Annotated in this window: 18 protein-coding genes; 13 read left to right on the top strand and 5 right to left on the bottom strand. The window is 54.7% G+C overall.

The genetic code is table 11. From position 1 onward, the window contains the following. The first annotated feature begins 232 nt into the window (after window positions 1-232). A complete protein-coding gene (locus tag GC090_RS02935) occupies window positions 233-1,204 on the top strand; it encodes a TerC family protein (RefSeq protein WP_033739986.1) in 972 nt (323 codons plus the stop codon). A 55-nt stretch (window positions 1,205-1,259) separates the two neighbouring features. Here GC090_RS02935 and GC090_RS02930 read toward each other — a convergent pair whose 3' ends face one another. Genes GC090_RS02930 through uxaC form a run of 3 tightly spaced genes read right to left on the bottom strand, consistent with a single transcriptional unit; the run spans window position 1,260 to window position 5,619 of the window. After that, on the bottom strand, window positions 1,260-2,750 hold the full coding sequence (locus tag GC090_RS02930) for a UxaA family hydrolase (protein ID WP_110268776.1): 1,491 nt from the start codon (window positions 2,748-2,750) through the stop codon (window positions 1,260-1,262). After that, on the bottom strand, window positions 2,750-4,201 hold the full coding sequence (locus GC090_RS02925; RefSeq protein WP_324021512.1) for a tagaturonate reductase: 1,452 nt from the start codon (window positions 4,199-4,201) through the stop codon (window positions 2,750-2,752). Before GC090_RS02925 ends, GC090_RS02930 begins: the two co-directional genes overlap by 1 nt. A 2-nt stretch (window positions 4,202-4,203) precedes the next feature. Continuing rightward, on the bottom strand, window positions 4,204-5,619 hold the full coding sequence (uxaC, locus tag GC090_RS02920; protein WP_033739988.1) for a glucuronate isomerase: 1,416 nt from the start codon (window positions 5,617-5,619) through the stop codon (window positions 4,204-4,206). A gap of 399 nt (window positions 5,620-6,018) precedes the next feature. Between uxaC and GC090_RS02915 the strand changes: the two genes are divergently transcribed. The 11 genes from GC090_RS02915 to GC090_RS02865 all read left to right on the top strand — a co-directional run bounded on the left by GC090_RS02915 (window position 6,019) and on the right by GC090_RS02865 (window position 13,177). Beyond that, the gene (locus GC090_RS02915) at window positions 6,019-7,323 is read left to right on the top strand and encodes an MFS transporter (protein ID WP_039341892.1); all 1,305 of its coding nucleotides are present in this window, start codon (window positions 6,019-6,021) and stop codon (window positions 7,321-7,323) included. An 87-nt stretch (window positions 7,324-7,410) separates the two neighbouring features. Continuing rightward, complete coding sequence (exuR, locus tag GC090_RS02910) at window positions 7,411-8,187, top strand: transcriptional regulator ExuR (RefSeq protein ID WP_006118304.1); 777 nt, start codon at window positions 7,411-7,413, stop codon at window positions 8,185-8,187. Window positions 8,188-8,500: 313 nt separating this feature from the next. Next, window positions 8,501-9,175 carry a DedA family protein gene (locus GC090_RS02905; RefSeq protein WP_006118305.1) on the top strand — a complete coding sequence of 225 codons (675 nt, stop codon included), beginning with the start codon at window positions 8,501-8,503 and terminating at the stop codon, window positions 9,173-9,175. Continuing rightward, a complete protein-coding gene (mzrA, locus tag GC090_RS02900; RefSeq protein ID WP_006118306.1) occupies window positions 9,172-9,519 on the top strand; it encodes an EnvZ/OmpR regulon moderator MzrA in 348 nt (115 codons plus the stop codon). Before GC090_RS02905 ends, mzrA begins: the two co-directional genes overlap by 4 nt. 184 nt (window positions 9,520-9,703) lie before the next feature. Beyond that, window positions 9,704-10,078, top strand: coding sequence for a DUF1090 domain-containing protein (locus GC090_RS02895; RefSeq protein WP_033739991.1), 375 nt, complete (start codon window positions 9,704-9,706; stop codon window positions 10,076-10,078). Window positions 10,079-10,113: 35 nt separating this feature from the next. Next, window positions 10,114-10,419 carry an ElaB/YgaM/YqjD family protein gene (locus GC090_RS02890; RefSeq protein WP_006118308.1) on the top strand — a complete coding sequence of 102 codons (306 nt, stop codon included), beginning with the start codon at window positions 10,114-10,116 and terminating at the stop codon, window positions 10,417-10,419. Window positions 10,420-10,421: 2 nt separating this feature from the next. Further along, window positions 10,422-10,817 carry a phage holin family protein gene (locus tag GC090_RS02885; RefSeq protein ID WP_006118309.1) on the top strand — a complete coding sequence of 132 codons (396 nt, stop codon included), beginning with the start codon at window positions 10,422-10,424 and terminating at the stop codon, window positions 10,815-10,817. Beyond that, window positions 10,817-11,101: a YqjK-like family protein gene (locus GC090_RS02880; protein WP_006118310.1), complete on the top strand. Its 285-nt coding sequence runs from the start codon at window positions 10,817-10,819 to the stop codon at window positions 11,099-11,101. The genes GC090_RS02885 and GC090_RS02880 overlap by 1 nt, the downstream gene beginning before the upstream one ends. A gap of 202 nt (window positions 11,102-11,303) precedes the next feature. Next, complete coding sequence (locus tag GC090_RS02875; RefSeq protein WP_033739992.1) at window positions 11,304-11,714, top strand: DoxX family protein; 411 nt, start codon at window positions 11,304-11,306, stop codon at window positions 11,712-11,714. Window positions 11,715-11,888: 174 nt separating this feature from the next. Continuing rightward, window positions 11,889-12,512 (top strand): cytochrome b/b6 domain-containing protein, encoded by a 624-nt coding sequence (locus tag GC090_RS02870; RefSeq protein ID WP_205953711.1) that lies wholly within the window; start codon window positions 11,889-11,891, stop codon window positions 12,510-12,512. Next, the gene (locus tag GC090_RS02865) at window positions 12,485-13,177 is read left to right on the top strand and encodes a VIT1/CCC1 transporter family protein (protein ID WP_006118313.1); all 693 of its coding nucleotides are present in this window, start codon (window positions 12,485-12,487) and stop codon (window positions 13,175-13,177) included. Before GC090_RS02870 ends, GC090_RS02865 begins: the two co-directional genes overlap by 28 nt. Window positions 13,178-13,203: 26 nt before the next feature. Here the strand turns inward: GC090_RS02865 and GC090_RS02860 are convergent, their stop codons facing one another. Further along, window positions 13,204-14,124: a formyltransferase family protein gene (locus GC090_RS02860; RefSeq protein WP_110268774.1), complete on the bottom strand. Its 921-nt coding sequence runs from the start codon at window positions 14,122-14,124 to the stop codon at window positions 13,204-13,206. A gap of 255 nt (window positions 14,125-14,379) precedes the next feature. Between GC090_RS02860 and GC090_RS02855 the strand changes: the two genes are divergently transcribed. Next, window positions 14,380-15,354: a glutathione S-transferase family protein gene (locus tag GC090_RS02855; protein ID WP_006118315.1), complete on the top strand. Its 975-nt coding sequence runs from the start codon at window positions 14,380-14,382 to the stop codon at window positions 15,352-15,354. 57 nt (window positions 15,355-15,411) lie between these two features. On the opposite strand, the gene tdcC is transcribed toward GC090_RS02855, so the two are convergent. Continuing rightward, on the bottom strand, window positions 15,412-16,740 hold the full coding sequence (gene tdcC / locus GC090_RS02850; RefSeq protein ID WP_039341878.1) for a threonine/serine transporter TdcC: 1,329 nt from the start codon (window positions 16,738-16,740) through the stop codon (window positions 15,412-15,414). Between the last annotated feature and the right edge of the window lie 9 nt (window positions 16,741-16,749).

The following is a 16,749-nucleotide window of genomic DNA, read 5'->3' as shown; positions in this document are numbered from 1 at the left end:
AGACGATTGATTCCTGACGGCCAGCCACGTAATTTATCGGCTTGCAAAGGGGAGTAACTTGTAAGCTGATTGATCGTCACTACGTTGCGTACGCATCCGGTCATCAGGCAACCCAGAATCCATTCCTGAGTTGTAAGTGAGACCTTGCCGGAAGGCGAGGTTTGCTTACACAGAATAAGCGGCTGACGTCTTCTGACCTCAGCCGTTTTTTTATTTCAGACAGGATACGATTATGCAAACTGTAGGTACGCCACTCCTCTGGGGCAGTTTTGCGGTTGTAGTACTTATCATGCTGGCGATTGACCTGTTCCTGCAGGGCCGTCGCGGTTCGCAAACCATGTCCTTCAAACAGGCTGCCGTCTGGTCGCTGATTTGGGTCTCCGTCTCGCTCCTGTTCAGTGCGGCGTTCTGGTGGTATCTGGACGGTACCGCCGGGCGTGACGTGGCGACCAGTCAGACGCTGGCTTTCCTGACCGGTTACGTGCTGGAAAAATCGCTGGCGGTAGACAACGTCTTTGTCTGGCTGATGCTGTTCAGCTACTTCTCTGTTCCGGCCAACCTGCAACGCCGCGTCCTGATCTACGGTGTACTGGGCGCTATCGTTTTGCGCACCATCATGATTTTTGCGGGTAGCTGGCTGGTAACGCAGTTTAGCTGGATCCTCTATGTCTTCGGTGCCTTCCTGCTGTTTACCGGTATCAAAATGGCGATGGCGAAAGAGGACGATGCAGCCGTAGGTGACAAACCGGTTGTGCGCTGGCTGCGTAAACATCTGCGCATGACCGATACGCTGGACGGGGAAAAATTCTTTACGCGGAAAAACGGCGTGCTGTTTGCGACGCCGCTGCTTTTGGTACTGATCATGGTCGAACTGAGCGATGTCATTTTTGCCGTCGACAGCATTCCGGCCATCTTTGCCGTCACCACCGATCCCTTTATCGTTCTGACCTCAAACCTGTTTGCGATTCTGGGTCTGCGCGCCATGTACTTCCTGCTGTCTAACGTGGCGGAACGTTTCTCAATGCTGAAATATGGTCTGGCTGTCGTGCTGGTCTTTATCGGTATAAAAATGTTGATTGTCGATATCTACCACATTCCGGTAGCGATATCGCTGGGCATCGTCGGAACGATTCTGGCGTCGACGCTGCTGATCAACGCCTGGGTTAACCGTCAGAATGACAAAAAGAAGCTGAATAAGCCGTAACGGTAAGGCAAGGAAAAACACGGAACAAGGGCGGCATGGGTGCCGCCCTTGTGATTTACAGCGTCACACCGCTCTTGAAAATCGCGAGCTCACGAAAATCATTTTGTTCGTTACGGGTGCGTTGCCCGTTGGCAATGGCCACAATCGTGTCCACGAAATCCGCCAGCAGCGCCTCCATGCTCATGCCCTCAACCAGCCTTCCGGCATTAAAATCAATCCAGTGCGGTTTCTTTTCAGCCAGCGGCGTATTGGTGGCCAGCTTAACGGTCGGTACGAATCCGCCGTAAGGGGTTCCGCGTCCGGTGCTGAACAGCACCATATGACAGCCTGCGCCCGCCAGGGCACTGGTCGCCACTGCATCATTGCCCGGTGCGCTTAACAGATTAAGGCCGGGTACCGTCAGGCGTTCACCGTACTTCAGTACGTCCACCACCTGACTTTGCCCCGCTTTTTGTGTGCAACCGAGCGATTTCTCTTCCAGCGTAGTGATGCCGCCGGCTTTATTGCCCGGAGACGGATTTTCATAAATAGGTTGATGGTGATCGATAAAGTACTGTTTGAAATCGTTGATCATTGCCACGGTTTTATCGAAGGTCGCGCGGTCGCGACAGCGCCCCATCAGAATGCGCTCGGCACCAAACATTTCGGGGACTTCGGTCAGCACCGTGGTGCCGCCGTTGGCGATCATCTGATCAGAAAAACGCCCCAGCAGCGGATTGGCGGTAATGCCTGAGAAGCCATCAGAGCCGCCACATTCCAGACCAAATTTCAGCTCGCTGAGTTTGCCCGGTGTACGGCGATCGTGACGCATTTTTTCGTACAGTGCGTGCAGGCGTTCCAGCCCGGCTTCTATTTCATCGTCATGCTGCTGGCAGACCATGAACGCAACGCGGTCGCTTTCAAACGCCCCTAATGTTTCACGAAAGGCATCGACCTGATTATTCTCACAGCCCAGGCCAATCACCAGCACCGCGCCCGCGTTTGGATGACGCACCATGTTTTGCAACATGGTGCGGGTGTTCTCATGGTCCTGGCCCAACTGTGAACAGCCAAATGTGTGGCTGAAAAGAAACGCCCCGTCGGTTCCGGCCGCGTCCTGGGTTTCTTTCAGGAAACGCTGCAGAATTTGCCGGGCAATTCCGTTAACACAGCCGACGGTCGGTAAGATCCACAGCTCGTTGCGAATGCCTGCCTCACCGTTAGCGCGGCGGAAGAGCTGCACGTCGCGATCGCCAGGTTGAGGCGTTAAGGCTGGCGGCTCTGGCTGGTAGTCGTACTGGTCGAGATCGCTAAGATTGGTACGTGCATTGTGCGAATGCACCCGTTCTCCGGCCCCGATAGCCTGCGTGGCGTGCGCGATGGGCAACCCGTATTTCACGACCGTTTCGCCTTTCTCCAGCGAGCGTAAGGCAAACTTATGCCCCCGCTCCACGGCCTGTCGTAACGTCACGGGGTGATCCGCCAGCGCAATTGACGTCCCGATGTCGATATCCTGCAACGCCACGGCGACATTGTCCTGCGGATGAATTTTTATGGCGTCTTGCATCATGATCTCCGGTGGCTCAGCGCGTCGCGTATTCCATGCGCGAGAATGCGTTGCAGATGGTGGCTGACCGTTTCGGTCAGGCCGGGTAGCTGAGTTAAATCCTGTCCCCAGTGCGATGCCTCACCTAAAACCTGCTGAACCAACGCCGCGGGAGAAAGACGTTGTGCGCTGACGGCAGCCCAGCTCTCTGCATAACGCTGCAACCAGTACGGCTCGTCCTGCAAGGTCCAGCGCTTGTCTGCCTGTTCGCCCCGATAAAACGCGATCAGGGCGGCAAGCGCAAACGTCAGGTTTGTTGGCCACTGGCCGGTTTGCTGATGGGCAGTCAGTAATGGCTGCAGCAAACGTGTGCGAAATTTGGTCATGCCATTAAGAGCGATAGACAGCAGCGCATGGTGGATAAAGGGGTTACGAAAGCGACGCAGTACCGCGTCGGCGAAGGCGTTAAGCTCATCAGCGGGCAGATCGAGCGTAGGGATGATCTCTTTGCGCAGGAGATCGTCAATATACCCAGCGATCTGTGTATCCTCCATCGCCTCGCCCACGCTCTCCAGGCCCGCCAGAAACGCCACCGGCACCATTGCGGTGTGCGCGCCATTCAGAATGGCCACTTTTTGGGCTTTATACGGGGCGATATCCTCCACCCGGCGCACGTTGGGTGCCAGCGCCGTCAGCCTGAGTTCGTCAAACAGCGCGGCGGGGCCTTGCAGAACGAACTGATAATAGACCTCACCCGCTACCAGGAAGTGATCCTGATAACCCAGTTGTGCCTCAAGCGCGGCGCTGTCGGCCGGAAACCCGGTGACGATGCGATCCACCAGCGTGTTATAGAACGCACAGCTTGTCGTTACCCAGCGTGTAAAGGCGTCCGGTAACTGCCAGTGTTCGGCATAGCGCAGCACCAGCGCGCGCAGCATATCGCCATTATGATCGACCAACTCGCACGGCACGATAAGCCAGCCTTTGCTTTCGTCACCGGCAACGTGCTGATAACGCGCCCAAAGCAGCTGCGTCAGTTTGCCGGGAAAGCTGGCGGCGGGCGAATCGGTCAGCCGATCCGTTTCGCTAAACGCGATGCCCGCTTCGGTGGTATTCGAGAAAACAAAGCGCATGTCGGGCTGGCGCGCCAGCGCCATAAACGCATCGAACTGCGTGTAAGGCTGGATTTCACGGTTCACACTGCGGATCAGGCGGCTTTCGCTCACCGACTCACTCTGCGCGTTCAGGCCACGAACCAGGGTCGTATAAAGGCCGTCCTGCTGATTCAACGTGTCGCTGACTTCGCGATTGCGCGGCCTGACCACCACCACACCGGCATCCGTTCCCTGATGCTCATTGAGCCAGTCCAGTTGCCAGTCGATAAAAGCACGCAGAAAATTGCCTTCACCAAACTGAATCACGCGATCGTGGTAGACCGCGCCGGGAAAGTCGTGGCGGTTCAGCCGCGTCATCATCAGGCTCCCAGCTCAATGCCAAAATAGTCGCGCGCATTGTTAAAGCAGATGTTTTGCACCATCTGTCCTAACAAGGCTTCATCGGCCGGGGCTTCGCCGTGATCCACCCAACGACCAATCATCTGACACAGCAGACGACGGAAATACTCGTGGCGGGTATACGAGAGGAAGCTTCGGCTGTCGGTTAACATGCCCACGAAACGGCTCAGCAGACCGATTTGGGCCAGCTGCGTCATCTGACGTTGCATGCCATCCAGTTGATCGTTAAACCACCAGGCGGAGCCAAACTGCATTTTCCCGGCCTGGCCTTCTCCCTGGAAGTTGCCGGCCATAGTTGCCAGCACTTCGTTGTCACGCGGATTCAGGCAATAAAGGACCGTTTTAGGCAGCGCATTATTGAGGTTTTGCGCACCCAGCAAACGAGCCAGCGGTTCTGCCACAGGCTGATCGTTAATGGAGTCAAAACCGACGTCCGCGCCTAACAGCTGGAACTGGCGCTGATTGGTATTGCGTAACGCACCAATGTGGTATTGCTGCACCCATCCGCGTCGGGCGTACTCGCCGCCCAGCCAGACCAGCACCGCCGTTTTGAACTGGGCGATCGCCTGTGCATCGGGTTTGGCACCACTGCGACGGTGCGCCAGAATCCTGTCCAGCGTCGTTTCATCGGCCTCGGCATAACACACGACATCCAGCGCATGATCGGAAATCTTACAGCCGTGTGCGGCAAAGTGGTCCAGCCGTTTGCTGAGCGCCTGACGCAAATCATCGAAGCGTTGCACGCTGACATCGGTAAGGCTTTCCAGCTTTTCAATCCACGGCAGGAAGGTGTCCGCTTCGATGTTGAACGCTTTATCCGGACGCCAGCTTGGCAGCACCTTAACGTTGAAACTGCCGTCTTCGGCGATCGCACGATGGTGCACCAGATCGTCCAGCGGATCGTCGGTGGTGCCGACCATTTTCACATTCATCTGCTGCATGATACCGCGCGCGGTGAAAGCGTCCTGAGCCAGCAGATCGTTACAGCGCTGCCAGATCTCATCCGCCGTTTTTTCTGACAACAGGACGCCGGTAATCCCGAACGGGCGACGCAGCTCCAGGTGCGTCCAGTGGTAAAGCGGGTTGCCGATGGTGTGCGGTACGGTCCGTGCCCAGGCATTAAATTTCTCGCGATCGCTGGCATCACCGGTGCACAGCGCCTCAGCCACGCCGTTTGCCCGCATCGCGCGCCATTTATAGTGATCCCCTTTCAGCCAGATATCGTAGAGATTGGCAAAACGGTAGTTTTCAGCGATCTGTTGCGGCGGTAAATGGCAGTGATAGTCGTAGACAGGCTGGTCTTTGGCGTAGTCGTGGTAAAGACGACGGGCGAACTCTGTGTCCAGCAAAAAATCCTCGGTCATGAAACGCGACATAAAAAGCTTCCTTATGGGATACACCCCGAATGGCCCAAAGTTATCATACCAATTTTCACTGACTGCCGTTTTTTTTACGACTCAGGTCACATTTAAGCGAGATTTTTCCCCCGAAAAGCGACCTTTTTGCCGCCGGCAGCGCGCTAACTGGCTGTGTTCTCATCTGTTTGCAGTATCCCACATGCGATTACGGGTTTTTGTGATGGCTTTCAACTTTTAAAGTTGTATAACAAGTTAGGCTCTCGCTTTACCGCAAGGTAACAAACTTCTGACATAAGGCAAGGCAGATAACGGTCGCTCAGGCAGGGCCGGCGGGCGTGAGCAGAGCTGTATCACGAGATGTCCCGCTCCAGATAACAACAGCGGTTTGACCGCATACACAACTGGAAGAGGTACAGAATGCGTAAGATCAAAGGATTACGCTGGTATATGATTGGCCTGGTGACGCTGGGGACGGTACTGGGTTATCTGACGCGTAACACTATTGCCGTAGCAGCGCCAACCTTACAGACCGAGCTGCACATCACCACCCAGCAATACTCGTACATTGTGGCGGCGTACTCCGCCTGCTATACCGTGATGCAGCCCGTTGCGGGTTATGTGCTCGACCTGCTAGGCACCAAAGTCGGTTATGCGGTCTTTGCCGTACTGTGGGCCACATTCTGCGCCGCGACCGCGCTGGCAGGCAGCTGGGGCGGACTGGCCCTGGCGCGTGGCGCTGTCGGTGCCGCCGAGGCAGCCATGATCCCCGCCGGGCTCAAAGCCAGTAGCGAATGGTTCCCGGCAAAAGAGCGCTCCGTCGCAGTGGGCTACTTCAATGTGGGCTCATCCATTGGTGCCATGGTCGCGCCGCCGCTGGTCGTGTGGGCTATTGTGGCGCACAGCTGGCAAATGGCGTTTATCATCGCAGGCGTACTGAGCATGATTTGGGCGCTGTGCTGGCTGGTGTTCTACAAGCATCCTAAGCAGCAAAACAAGCTGAGCGACGAAGAACGTAACTACATCATTTCAGGTCAGGAATTGCAGCATCAGACAGGTAACACGACCAAAATGTCGGCACTGCAGATCCTGCGTAACCGCCAGTTCTGGGGCATTGCGCTGCCGCGTTTCCTGGCCGAACCTGCGTGGGGCACCTTTAACGCCTGGATCCCGCTGTTTATGTTTAAGGTTTACGGTTTCAACCTGAAAGAGATCGCGCTATTTGCCTGGATGCCCATGCTGTTTGCTGACTTTGGCTGTATCCTGGGTGGCTACCTGCCTCCGCTGTTTCAACGCTGGTTTGGTGTAAACCTGATCGTGTCGCGCAAAATGGTGGTCACAATGGGCGCGATATTGATGATAGGCCCGGGCACCATTGGTTTGTTCACCAGCCCGTACGTTGCCATCGCGTTGTTATGTGTTGGCGGCTTTGCCCATCAGGCGCTCTCTGGCGCGTTGATTACGCTCTCGTCTGACGTTTTTGGCCGTAATGAAGTGGCCACCGCCAATGGTTTAACCGGTATGGCGGCCTGGACAGCCAGCACGCTGTTTGCGCTGGTGGTTGGCGCGCTGGCAGATACGTTAGGTTTCAGTCCCCTGTTCGCTGCGCTGGCCGTGTTTGATTTGCTGGGCGCCATCGTCATCTGGACCGTCCTGAAAAATCAACCGGTGTCGGAACTGCAGACGCCACATTCGCCTTCTCAGGCTGCGCCCGTTCGCAGCTAATCTCCCGGGCTGGCCTGCGCCAGCCCTTTTCTTCAGTTACAGCAAAGTGGTATAACAACTTATCTGCTTGTTACTTTGGATGGTGCTATGGACCTCACCGAATCGCGTCGACTTTATCAACAACTGGCCAGCGAATTAAAACGGCGCATTGAAAATGGCGTTTATCAGGTGGGAGACAAGCTGCCCGCAGAGCGTCTGATTGCCGAAGAAATGCAGGTCAGTCGCACAGTGGTCCGCGAAGCCATCATCATGCTGGAAGTAGAAGGCTATGTTGAGGTGCGCAAAGGCTCGGGTATTCATGTGATAGCCAGCCAGCAGCAAACCCGTGTGGCTGAGTCCAGCAGTCAGTTGGAGTTCGCCACCTTTGGTCCCTTTGAACTCCTTCAGGCGCGTCAGCTGATTGAAAGTAATGTCGCCGAATTCGCCGCCACGCAGGTAACGCGTCAGGATATTGTCGACCTGATGGCGATTCAGGAGAAAGCCCGTCAGGAGGACCATTTCAGGGATTCAGAATGGGATATGCACTTCCATGTTCGTATTGCGCAGTCCACGCAGAACAGTGCCCTCGCGGCCATTGTCGAAAAAATGTGGCTGCACCGGTTACACAATCCCTACTGGCTCAAACTGCACGAGCATATCGATCAGCGCAGTATTCTCAGCTGGTGTGACGATCACGATCAGATTCTTAAAGCACTCATCCGCAAAGATCCTGCCGCCAGTAAGCTGGCAATGTGGCAACATCTCGAAAATACTAAGCAGATGTTATTTAACGCCACCGCCGACGATTTTGAATTTAATGTCGACCGCTACATGTTCAGCGAAAATCCGGTTGTCTTACCTGATGCCGATACGATTCAGCGCTAATCTGGCCTAAAAACAGTCAGTTAATCTGCAATAGTGTCAGAACATGTAAAACTCCTTTTTACATCGTAATGGAGAGGGTAAAACTCCTGTTCGTTTAGGAGTAGTTCTGTCTCCGAAGCTGGATTTTTGTTACAGTTATCACCCTTTTCTTACCTTTTGCGTTAAGGGCTTATCAAATCGCTGATTTAACAATCAGTTCTGGAAGGATCCAGACATGCATGCTCAGACGGTCACCCCAGAATTTATAACTAACTGTCAGTCTGCGCTTTAGTCCCAGTGGGACATGTTCAACGATGATGTTCGGGAATGATTGATGGAAATTTTGCAAGCGCTGCTGCATGCCTTATGGCAACAGGATTATGAAACGCTTTCTGATCCAACACTGGTGTGGGCGATTTACGGCGTTTTATTCATGATTCTTTTTCTGGAAAACGGTTTACTGCCTGCCGCTTTCCTTCCCGGGGACAGTCTGCTGATTCTGGTTGGCGTGCTGATTGCCAAGGGCACAATGAGCTTCCCGCTGACGATCCTGGTCTTAACAACAGGTGCCAGCCTTGGCTGCTGGGTCAGCTATATTCAGGGCCGATGGCTCGGCAATACGCCCACCGTACAAAACTGGTTATCGCACCTTCCCGCCCGCTATCATCAGCGGGCCCATAATCTGTTTCATCGCCACGGATTATCCGCCTTACTGGTTGGCCGTTTTATCGCCTTTGTCCGCACCTTACTGCCCACGATTGCCGGGCTGTCCGGTTTAAGTAATGCCCGTTTCCAGTTTTTTAACTGGATGAGTGGCTTCCTGTGGGTGGTGATTCTGACCGTTCTGGGCTTCGCGCTGGGTAAAACCCCTATTTTTCGGCGTTATGAAGATGAGCTGATGTTCTTTCTGATGATGCTGCCGCTGGTGTTACTGGTGGTGGGATTAATCGGTTCGCTGGTTGTTCTCTGGCGCAAGCGCCGTGCAAATCAGCGGGGGACCGGCTTATGAAAACATTACAGGCCATACCTAAACACTGGCGGCCCTGGTTGATTGGCGGTGCATTCGCGCTGATTGCGATAAGCCTGGTGCCAGGTCTGATGCGCCATGAAAATGTGGTACAGATTCGTGTTTCGCACGCGGGAGCCCCGATGCCGGACGGCTTCTATTTATACCAGCAGTTGAGCGCGCAAGGTATTCGCATCAAAAGCATCACACCCGCAGGTGATGCGCTGGTTATTCATTTCGACAATGAAGAGCAGAGCCTGGCCGCGCAAAAAGTGTTGCGTCGCTTGCTGCCTGAGGGCTTTATCGTCGCGCAACACGATCAATCGCCTCACCTCTCTCTCGCCTGATGCGCGTTTCTTTATACGTTCAGCGTTTATCGACCGCGCGCTGAACGTTTCCCCGTATATCGGTGATCTTTGGACTTTTTCCACCTGATGTCTATGCTTAAACTAAGGCGGGTTTCAACGCACACCGTGAAGCGGTTGCGCCGCGTTGATGTAAATCAGGCAACAATGGAAGGTACTACGCCTAATGAAAAATAAATTACTGCTGGGCATCGTGTTGTTTTCGCTTTCAGGTTCATTGATGGCGGCGGAATCGCTGTGCCAGCAAAAAGAACAGGACATACAGCACGAAATTGAGATGGCGAAGAAGCATAACAATCAGCGCCGGGTAAACGGCCTTGAGCGCGCCCTTACTGAGGTGCGCGCGGGCTGCACGGACAAAAAGCTGAAAGCTTCACATCTGGAAAAAATCAACGCGCAGAAACAGAAAGTGGCTGAGCGTGAACGCGAACTCAAGGAAGAGCGCGATGAAGGTCATGATAAGGACAAGATAGCAAAACGCGAACATAAGCTGGAAGAAGCACGCCAGGAGCTTAAGAAGTTACAGGCGGAGCCCTATTAATCGGATTCACTCTACTGATGTTAAAGGAGTATTTTATGTCTAAAGACACATCATCGGAACATTTGCGTGCTGAGCTGAAAAACCTGGCGGATACGCTGGAAGAAGTGCTGAGCAGCGGCACAGAAAAATCGAAAAGTGAACTGGATAAACTGCGTCATAAAGCGCGCGTGGCGCTAGACAGCTCCCGCGAGCGTTTAGGTGAATCCGGCGAGCGCCTGGCAGCCACTACGCGCGAAGCGGCACAAAAAGCAGACGGTTATGTACGTGATAACCCGTGGCATGGTGTCGGTATTGGCGCGGCGATCGGTGTCGCTATCGGTATGCTGATCTCGCGTCGTTAACCATGACCGATTCACAGCAGAACCACGGACCAGCTAAAGGGGTGATCACGATTGGTCAGCGTATCGTTACGACGCTGGTCAGTATGGTCGAAACACGCGTTCGTCTGGCAGTGGCAGAGCTGGAAGAAGAAAAGGCCAATCTGATACAGATGTTGTTGATGCTTGGCCTGACGATGCTTTTTACTGCTTTTGGCCTGATGAGCCTGATGGTGCTGATTATCTGGGCAGTCGATGCGCAGTACCGTCTTATGGCGATAGCCATCACCACCGGCGTACTGTTCCTGCTGGCGTTGATTTTTGGGCTCTGGACACTGCGTAAATCACGCCAGTCGACGCTGCTGCGTCATACGCGTAAAGAGCTGGCCAACGATCGTGATTTGCTTGAGGATAACCGCTAATGAGCCGCCGCGAACGTGAAGCGCGTATAGAAGAGTTGCTTAAACAGGTTCAGCAACAGCGCCTTGATCTCAGCGCGGCGCGGCGTGGCTGGCTCGAAATCACGGCACCTTACGACCGTGGCTGGTTTACCTTTTTGAGCCTTAAACGCTATCTGGCCATTGGCAGCAGCGCGTTAGCGATTTACTCCATCCGCAGTCCCAACCGCCTGTTACGCTGGGCTAAGCGCGGCTTTGGCCTGTGGAGCACCTGGCGCATGGTTAAGTCAACCTTCCCCCCGCGCTGACATCACCAGGCCAGTCCATTGTGACTGGCTTTTTCTTTTGTCAGATTTACTGAATAACATCGACAGTTTATATCGCTTACAACTGTCACACCTCGCGACTATCATCTCCAGCTATCAGCCCAGCGGTTTGCTATCAGGCGGCCAACGGGAATATTCACTGCGGGCATTCCTGCCTTGCAAACTTATAGCGTTGGAGTAGATGATGAAAAAATTCGAAGACAGTGGTTTGTTGGCCGCCCGTATCCTGATGACCATTCTGTTTATCACCGCAGGCTGGGGCAAAATTACCGGTTATGCAGGTACACAGCACTACATGGAAGCGATGGGCGTCCCCGGCTTCATGTTGCCACTGGTTATCCTGCTGGAGTTTGGCGGCGGTCTGGCGATCATGTTTGGCTTCCTGACCCGTTTCACCGCGCTGTTCACCGCGGGCTTCACGATTCTGACCGCCTTCCTGTTTCACAGTAACTTTGCCGAAGGCGTGAACCAGCTGATGTTTATGAAAAACCTGTCTATCGCTGGCGGTTTCCTGGTGTTAGGTCTGGTTGGACCGGGCGCGTACAGCATCGATCGCCTGATCAGTAAAAAGCCACAGGGTGTTCTGGCGCGCTAATTCACCGCCAGCAATCCCGCTTTAGCTGAACGCACCGGCTGCTTTTTCCGGTGCGTTTTGCTTTTTTGCTGCCTGCCGTCTCGCCGCTTCTCCGGTACCGCGGAGAAACGCTTAAGGTAAGCCTAATCTACGCATGAAAATATAGTGTCCTGTTCTTTTCATTTCAGGATTACTATGAACATGTCTTACAGGCAGTGGCTCCCTCATCACGATGCGCCTTTTTTTCGACGGCTCCATCTCTTCGTTGCCGTCCTCATCCTTTCCCAGATCATCAATTCCAGTTTCACCGAACGTGAAGCGCTGGGCGGGCACAGTCTGGAAACGGTGATCACCTGGTTTCATATCCTGTCTGGCCTGTTACTGATTGTCGCCGGATTCGCTATGCTGATCTGGATGCGCATGCAGCGCGGCTTACACTGGTACTTTTCGTGGCTGACGCTGGATTTCCGCGGTATTCGGGACGATCTCGCCTGTCTGGCGCGCATGAAATTACCCGACGCGCACAGTGGCGGCATCGCTGCCACCGTACAGGGGCTGGGCGTTAGCGCGTTGCTTGTGGTGGCCTGCTCAGGCGCGCTATGGTTTTTACTTAACAGCACATCGTTCGCGTCGCCGGGTCTGACGCATGCAGTGCTGCACTGGCACAGGTTCCTGACCACGTTTGTCGAAATCTATTTCTACAGCCACGGTGCAATGGGCGTGCTGCATATTCTGCTTTCGCACGATGAAAATAAGCGTACCCGTCGGGTCGCTGATCACAGGGATAACGAATGCAACACAGTGAAACGCATAAAATAGAACACGCAGGCTGGCTGCGCGCGGCCGTTCTGGGGGCTAATGACGGGATTGTCTCAACCGCGAGCCTGCTGGCAGGCGTGGTGTCAGCCAGTAGTGCCCCCCACACGGTATTGCTCGCCGGGCTGGCGGGAATCGTCGGCGGCGCGATGTCGATGGCCACGGGAGAATATGTCTCCGTGTCTTCACAGTCAGATAGCGAACAGGCCTCTCTGCAGCAAGAAAAAGCCGAGCTGGAGGCTGACTTTGCGGCGGAAACCGTTGAACTGACGGCGATTTACCAGGCGCGCGGGCTGTCTGCTGACCTGGCTCATCAGGTAGCAGAGCAACTGATGGCCCATGATGCCCTGGCCGCACATGCCCGGGACGAGCTGGGCATTACCGACTTCAGCAGCGCGAAACCTCTTCAGGCCGCGCTGTTTTCCGCTATCAGCTTTGCCTCCGGCAGCGTGCTGCCGTTTGCTGTCGCCCTGCTCATTACCGGGCCCTTCGCCCTGCCCGCGATTGCATTGTCGGCCCTGCTGGCGCTGGCACTACTGGGTGCCCTGGCAGCTAAAGCGGGGGATGCGCCCGTACGCAAAAGTATCATGCGTATCTGCTTCTGGAGCCTGCTGGCAATGAGCTTTTCGGCGACCGTCGGCTACCTTACGGGTCAGGTACTGGGCTAGCCGCATAAGGCCGTCCACGAGCCCCATCAGGCCTTCACGGGCTGGCCCACCACCAGCCCAAGCTGACTGGCCAGAACCCGGCCTGAAACAGATTCACCGTCCGGGCCCTGCCCTTGCAGGATTTCGAGTTGCCCTTGTCCACAGCGAATGATCAGGGGCGATAGTGATACAACCTCACCCGCACGCCCGCTGTTATCGCCGTTCATCACCTGGGTTTGCCAGACAGTAAACCTTTGCGTGCGGGTAAAGCTGAACGCCCCCGGCCAGGGAAAGTCCAGCGCCCGAACCAGATTGTGGATATTGACGGCACTGTCCTGCCAGTGTATCTCGCCGTCCTCGGGTTTGCGGCTGCCCCAGCAGCTGGCGGCCCGTTCATCCTGCGGTGTTTCTGTCAGCTCGCCCGCCACCAGCGCCTTAAGCCAGCCCGGCAACATCTTGCCCGTCGTTGCCACTAAGCGCGTATGCAAGGCCAGAGCATTATCTTCCGGCAGAATATCCACCGCCTGCTGCGCCAGTATGGGACCGGCATCTGGCCGTTTAATCATGCGGTGCAGCGTAACGCCTGTACGGGTTTCGCCCTTGATAATGACCCAGTTGAGATGGGCGCGGCCACGGTAGGCTGGCAGCAGCGCGGCATGAACGTTATAGGCGCCTTTTGTTACCGAAGACAGAATGGCCTCGCTCAGTACCTGACGGTAGGAGAAGCAGAACAGGTAGTCCGCGTCGAAACTGGCGATACGGGCCTGCCACTCGGCGGTATTCACCTCCTCGGTGATAAATACCGGAATAGCGTGACGACGCGCCAGCTCAGCAACGGAACCATAAAATGGTGTGGCGTTGCCGGGATCGGCATGGGTAAACAACGCACTGATACTGAATCCGGCATCCAGCAGCGCCTGTAATCCGGTACAGGCCATTTCATGGTATCCAAAGACGACGGCTTTCATTGCACTTTCCTTTTTCTCCGCCTCTCCGGATGGACAGGCTGGTGGAATGAGATGCCTGGGGCAGGCAGAATGTCCGACATCATAAAGGAATCGTTACCGGTTTACGTCATCAACCCTTCTCTCAGTGAGAGGCCGTTAAGACGATGGCACAAAATGTCTGACGCCATGCGCGCACAACGCTGTCGCAGTCGCGCATCACCACCTATGGTTAATCAGACGAGAACATTTCATTGCACGACAGAGAGTGGAGACAAGATGGGCCAGTTAATTGATGGTGTCTGGCATGACACCTGGTATGACACAAAATCAACCGGCGGGCGTTTTAAGCGCTCGGAATCCGCATGGCGCAGTTGGGTCACGCCGGATGGCAGCGCCGGCCCGAGTGGCAACGCCGGGTTTGCGGCAGAGCGCGATCGCTATCATCTTTATGTATCGCTTGCCTGTCCCTGGGCACACCGTACCTTGCTGATGCGTCAGTTAAAAGGGCTGGAGAACATGATCGATGTGTCAGTCGTGCATCCGCTGATGCTGGAAAATGGCTGGACCTTCGATGACAGCTTCCCGGCGGCAACCGGTGACAAGCTGCATCAAAATGAATTTCTTTATCAGCTCTATCTGCACGCGGATAAGGACTACACCGGTCGGGTGACCGTGCCCGTGTTATGGGATAAGCAGCAGAATACCATCGTCAGTAATGAATCTGCCGATATCATTCGCATGTTTAACAGCGCCTTCGACGGCGTGGGCGCACGTGCGGGCGACTATTATCCGCCGGCACTGCGCGACAAGATTGATGACCTCAACGGCTGGATTTACGACACGGTCAATAATGGCGTGTATAAGGCGGGGTTTGCCACGTCACAGGCGGCTTATGATGAAGCGGTTACGGCACTCTTTCAGTCGCTGTCCCGTCTGGAACAGATCCTGGGCCAGCACCGTTATCTGACCGGCGACACGTTGACCGAGGCGGATTTACGTTTATGGACTACGCTGGTGCGCTTCGATCCGGTCTACGTCACCCACTTTAAATGTGACCGTCACCGTATCAGTGACTACCTGAATCTGAGCGGTTTCCTGCGGGATATTTACCAGATGCCTGGCATTGCTGAGACCGTGAATCTGGCCCATATTCGCCATCACTACTACTGCAGCCATAAAACCATCAACCCGCACGGCGTAATCTCTGTCGGCCCGGCGTTCAACTGGGATGAACCTCACGGTCGCGGTTAACAGGATGACGCAGACCTGACATGGGGACATGTCAGGTCAAAACGGCTGCGCGGCCCGTCAGAAAAACTTATACGCAATATTCAAAATCGTCAGCACGCCAATCGCGCTCACGAAAACGTTGTCAGCGCGGCCTTTATATTTCGCCAGCGCCGGAACCCTGCGGATAGCAAACATCGGTAACAGGCACAGCAGCGAGGCGATAATGGGCGCACCCATCGCCTCGATCAGGTCAAGAATATTGGGATTGAGATACGCCACCAGCCAGGTGGACCCCATAATAAAGACCATACTTACGGTGTTCAGCTTACGATGGGACACGGCGTCTTTATCACCGTGGTAGCGGAACTTGATGATTAACCCATTCAGCCCTTCCAGCGTGCCCAGATAGTGGCCAAAGAAGGATTTAAAAATCGCGACCAGGGCGATGACCGACGCGCTGTATTCCAGCACCGTGGAAAAGGTAGACTTTTCACCCGCCATACTGGAGAAGTGATTCGCCAGATAAGACAGCACAGGAATATTTTGTGCCCTGGCATCCGCCATGTCCTGCGGCGACAAGGTAAACAGACAGCTAAAGGCAAAGAACATGACCACTGCCACCATCAGGATGCTGGCGCGGGAGATAATCTGACTGCACTTGTTTTCTGTGTAGGTCCGGCCCATTTCCGGCTCGTACTCCTCCCGTTTCGACACCACGAAAGAAGACACAATGGGCGAGAAGTTAAACGAGAACACCATGATAGAAATGCCAAGCCATACCGTGACGAGAATGCCATCATGCCCGGTAAAGGCCAGATCGTTCAGGTGAACCTGATCGATAACGGCGCGATTCCAGTACGGGATGAGCGACAGTGAAATCAGCACCAGACTGGCAATAAACGGAAACACCAGCCAGCTCATCACTTTGACCATCAAATCTTTACCAAACCCAATCACAAACGCCATCAGCAGCAGCAGACACAGCGCGACGACGCCACGATTAAGGGCGGGCAACAGTAGCTGATATTGCCAGAACGCCATAAACGTGTTGGTGATGGTGACGCCATAAATCCATAACAGCGGGCAAATGGCAAAAAAGTAGAGGAAGGTGATGACCACGCCGCCGGTTTTACCGAAGTGTTCTTCTACGGTGTCGGTAATATTGCCCGATACGTTACTGCCGGACAGGCACAGGCGCGCCAGTGCCCTGTGGCAGAAAAAGGCAATCGGATACGCCAGCACTAACATAATCAGAATGGGGATCAGGCCGCCATAGCCCGCTCTGATAGGAAAGAAAAGGACCCCGGCTCCAATGGCGGTACCAAAAAGCCCCAGTGTCCATGTGGTATCGGACTGACGCCAGATCGACGCTTTTTCCCGGTTGAGAATATTTTCAGAATTACTCATAACTTATCC

The sequence above is a fragment of the Pantoea sp. JZ29 genome (assembly GCF_035190385.1).
GTDB lineage: Bacteria > Pseudomonadota > Gammaproteobacteria > Enterobacterales > Enterobacteriaceae > Pantoea > Pantoea stewartii.
This window is presented reverse-complemented; position numbering and strand designations above follow the sequence as displayed.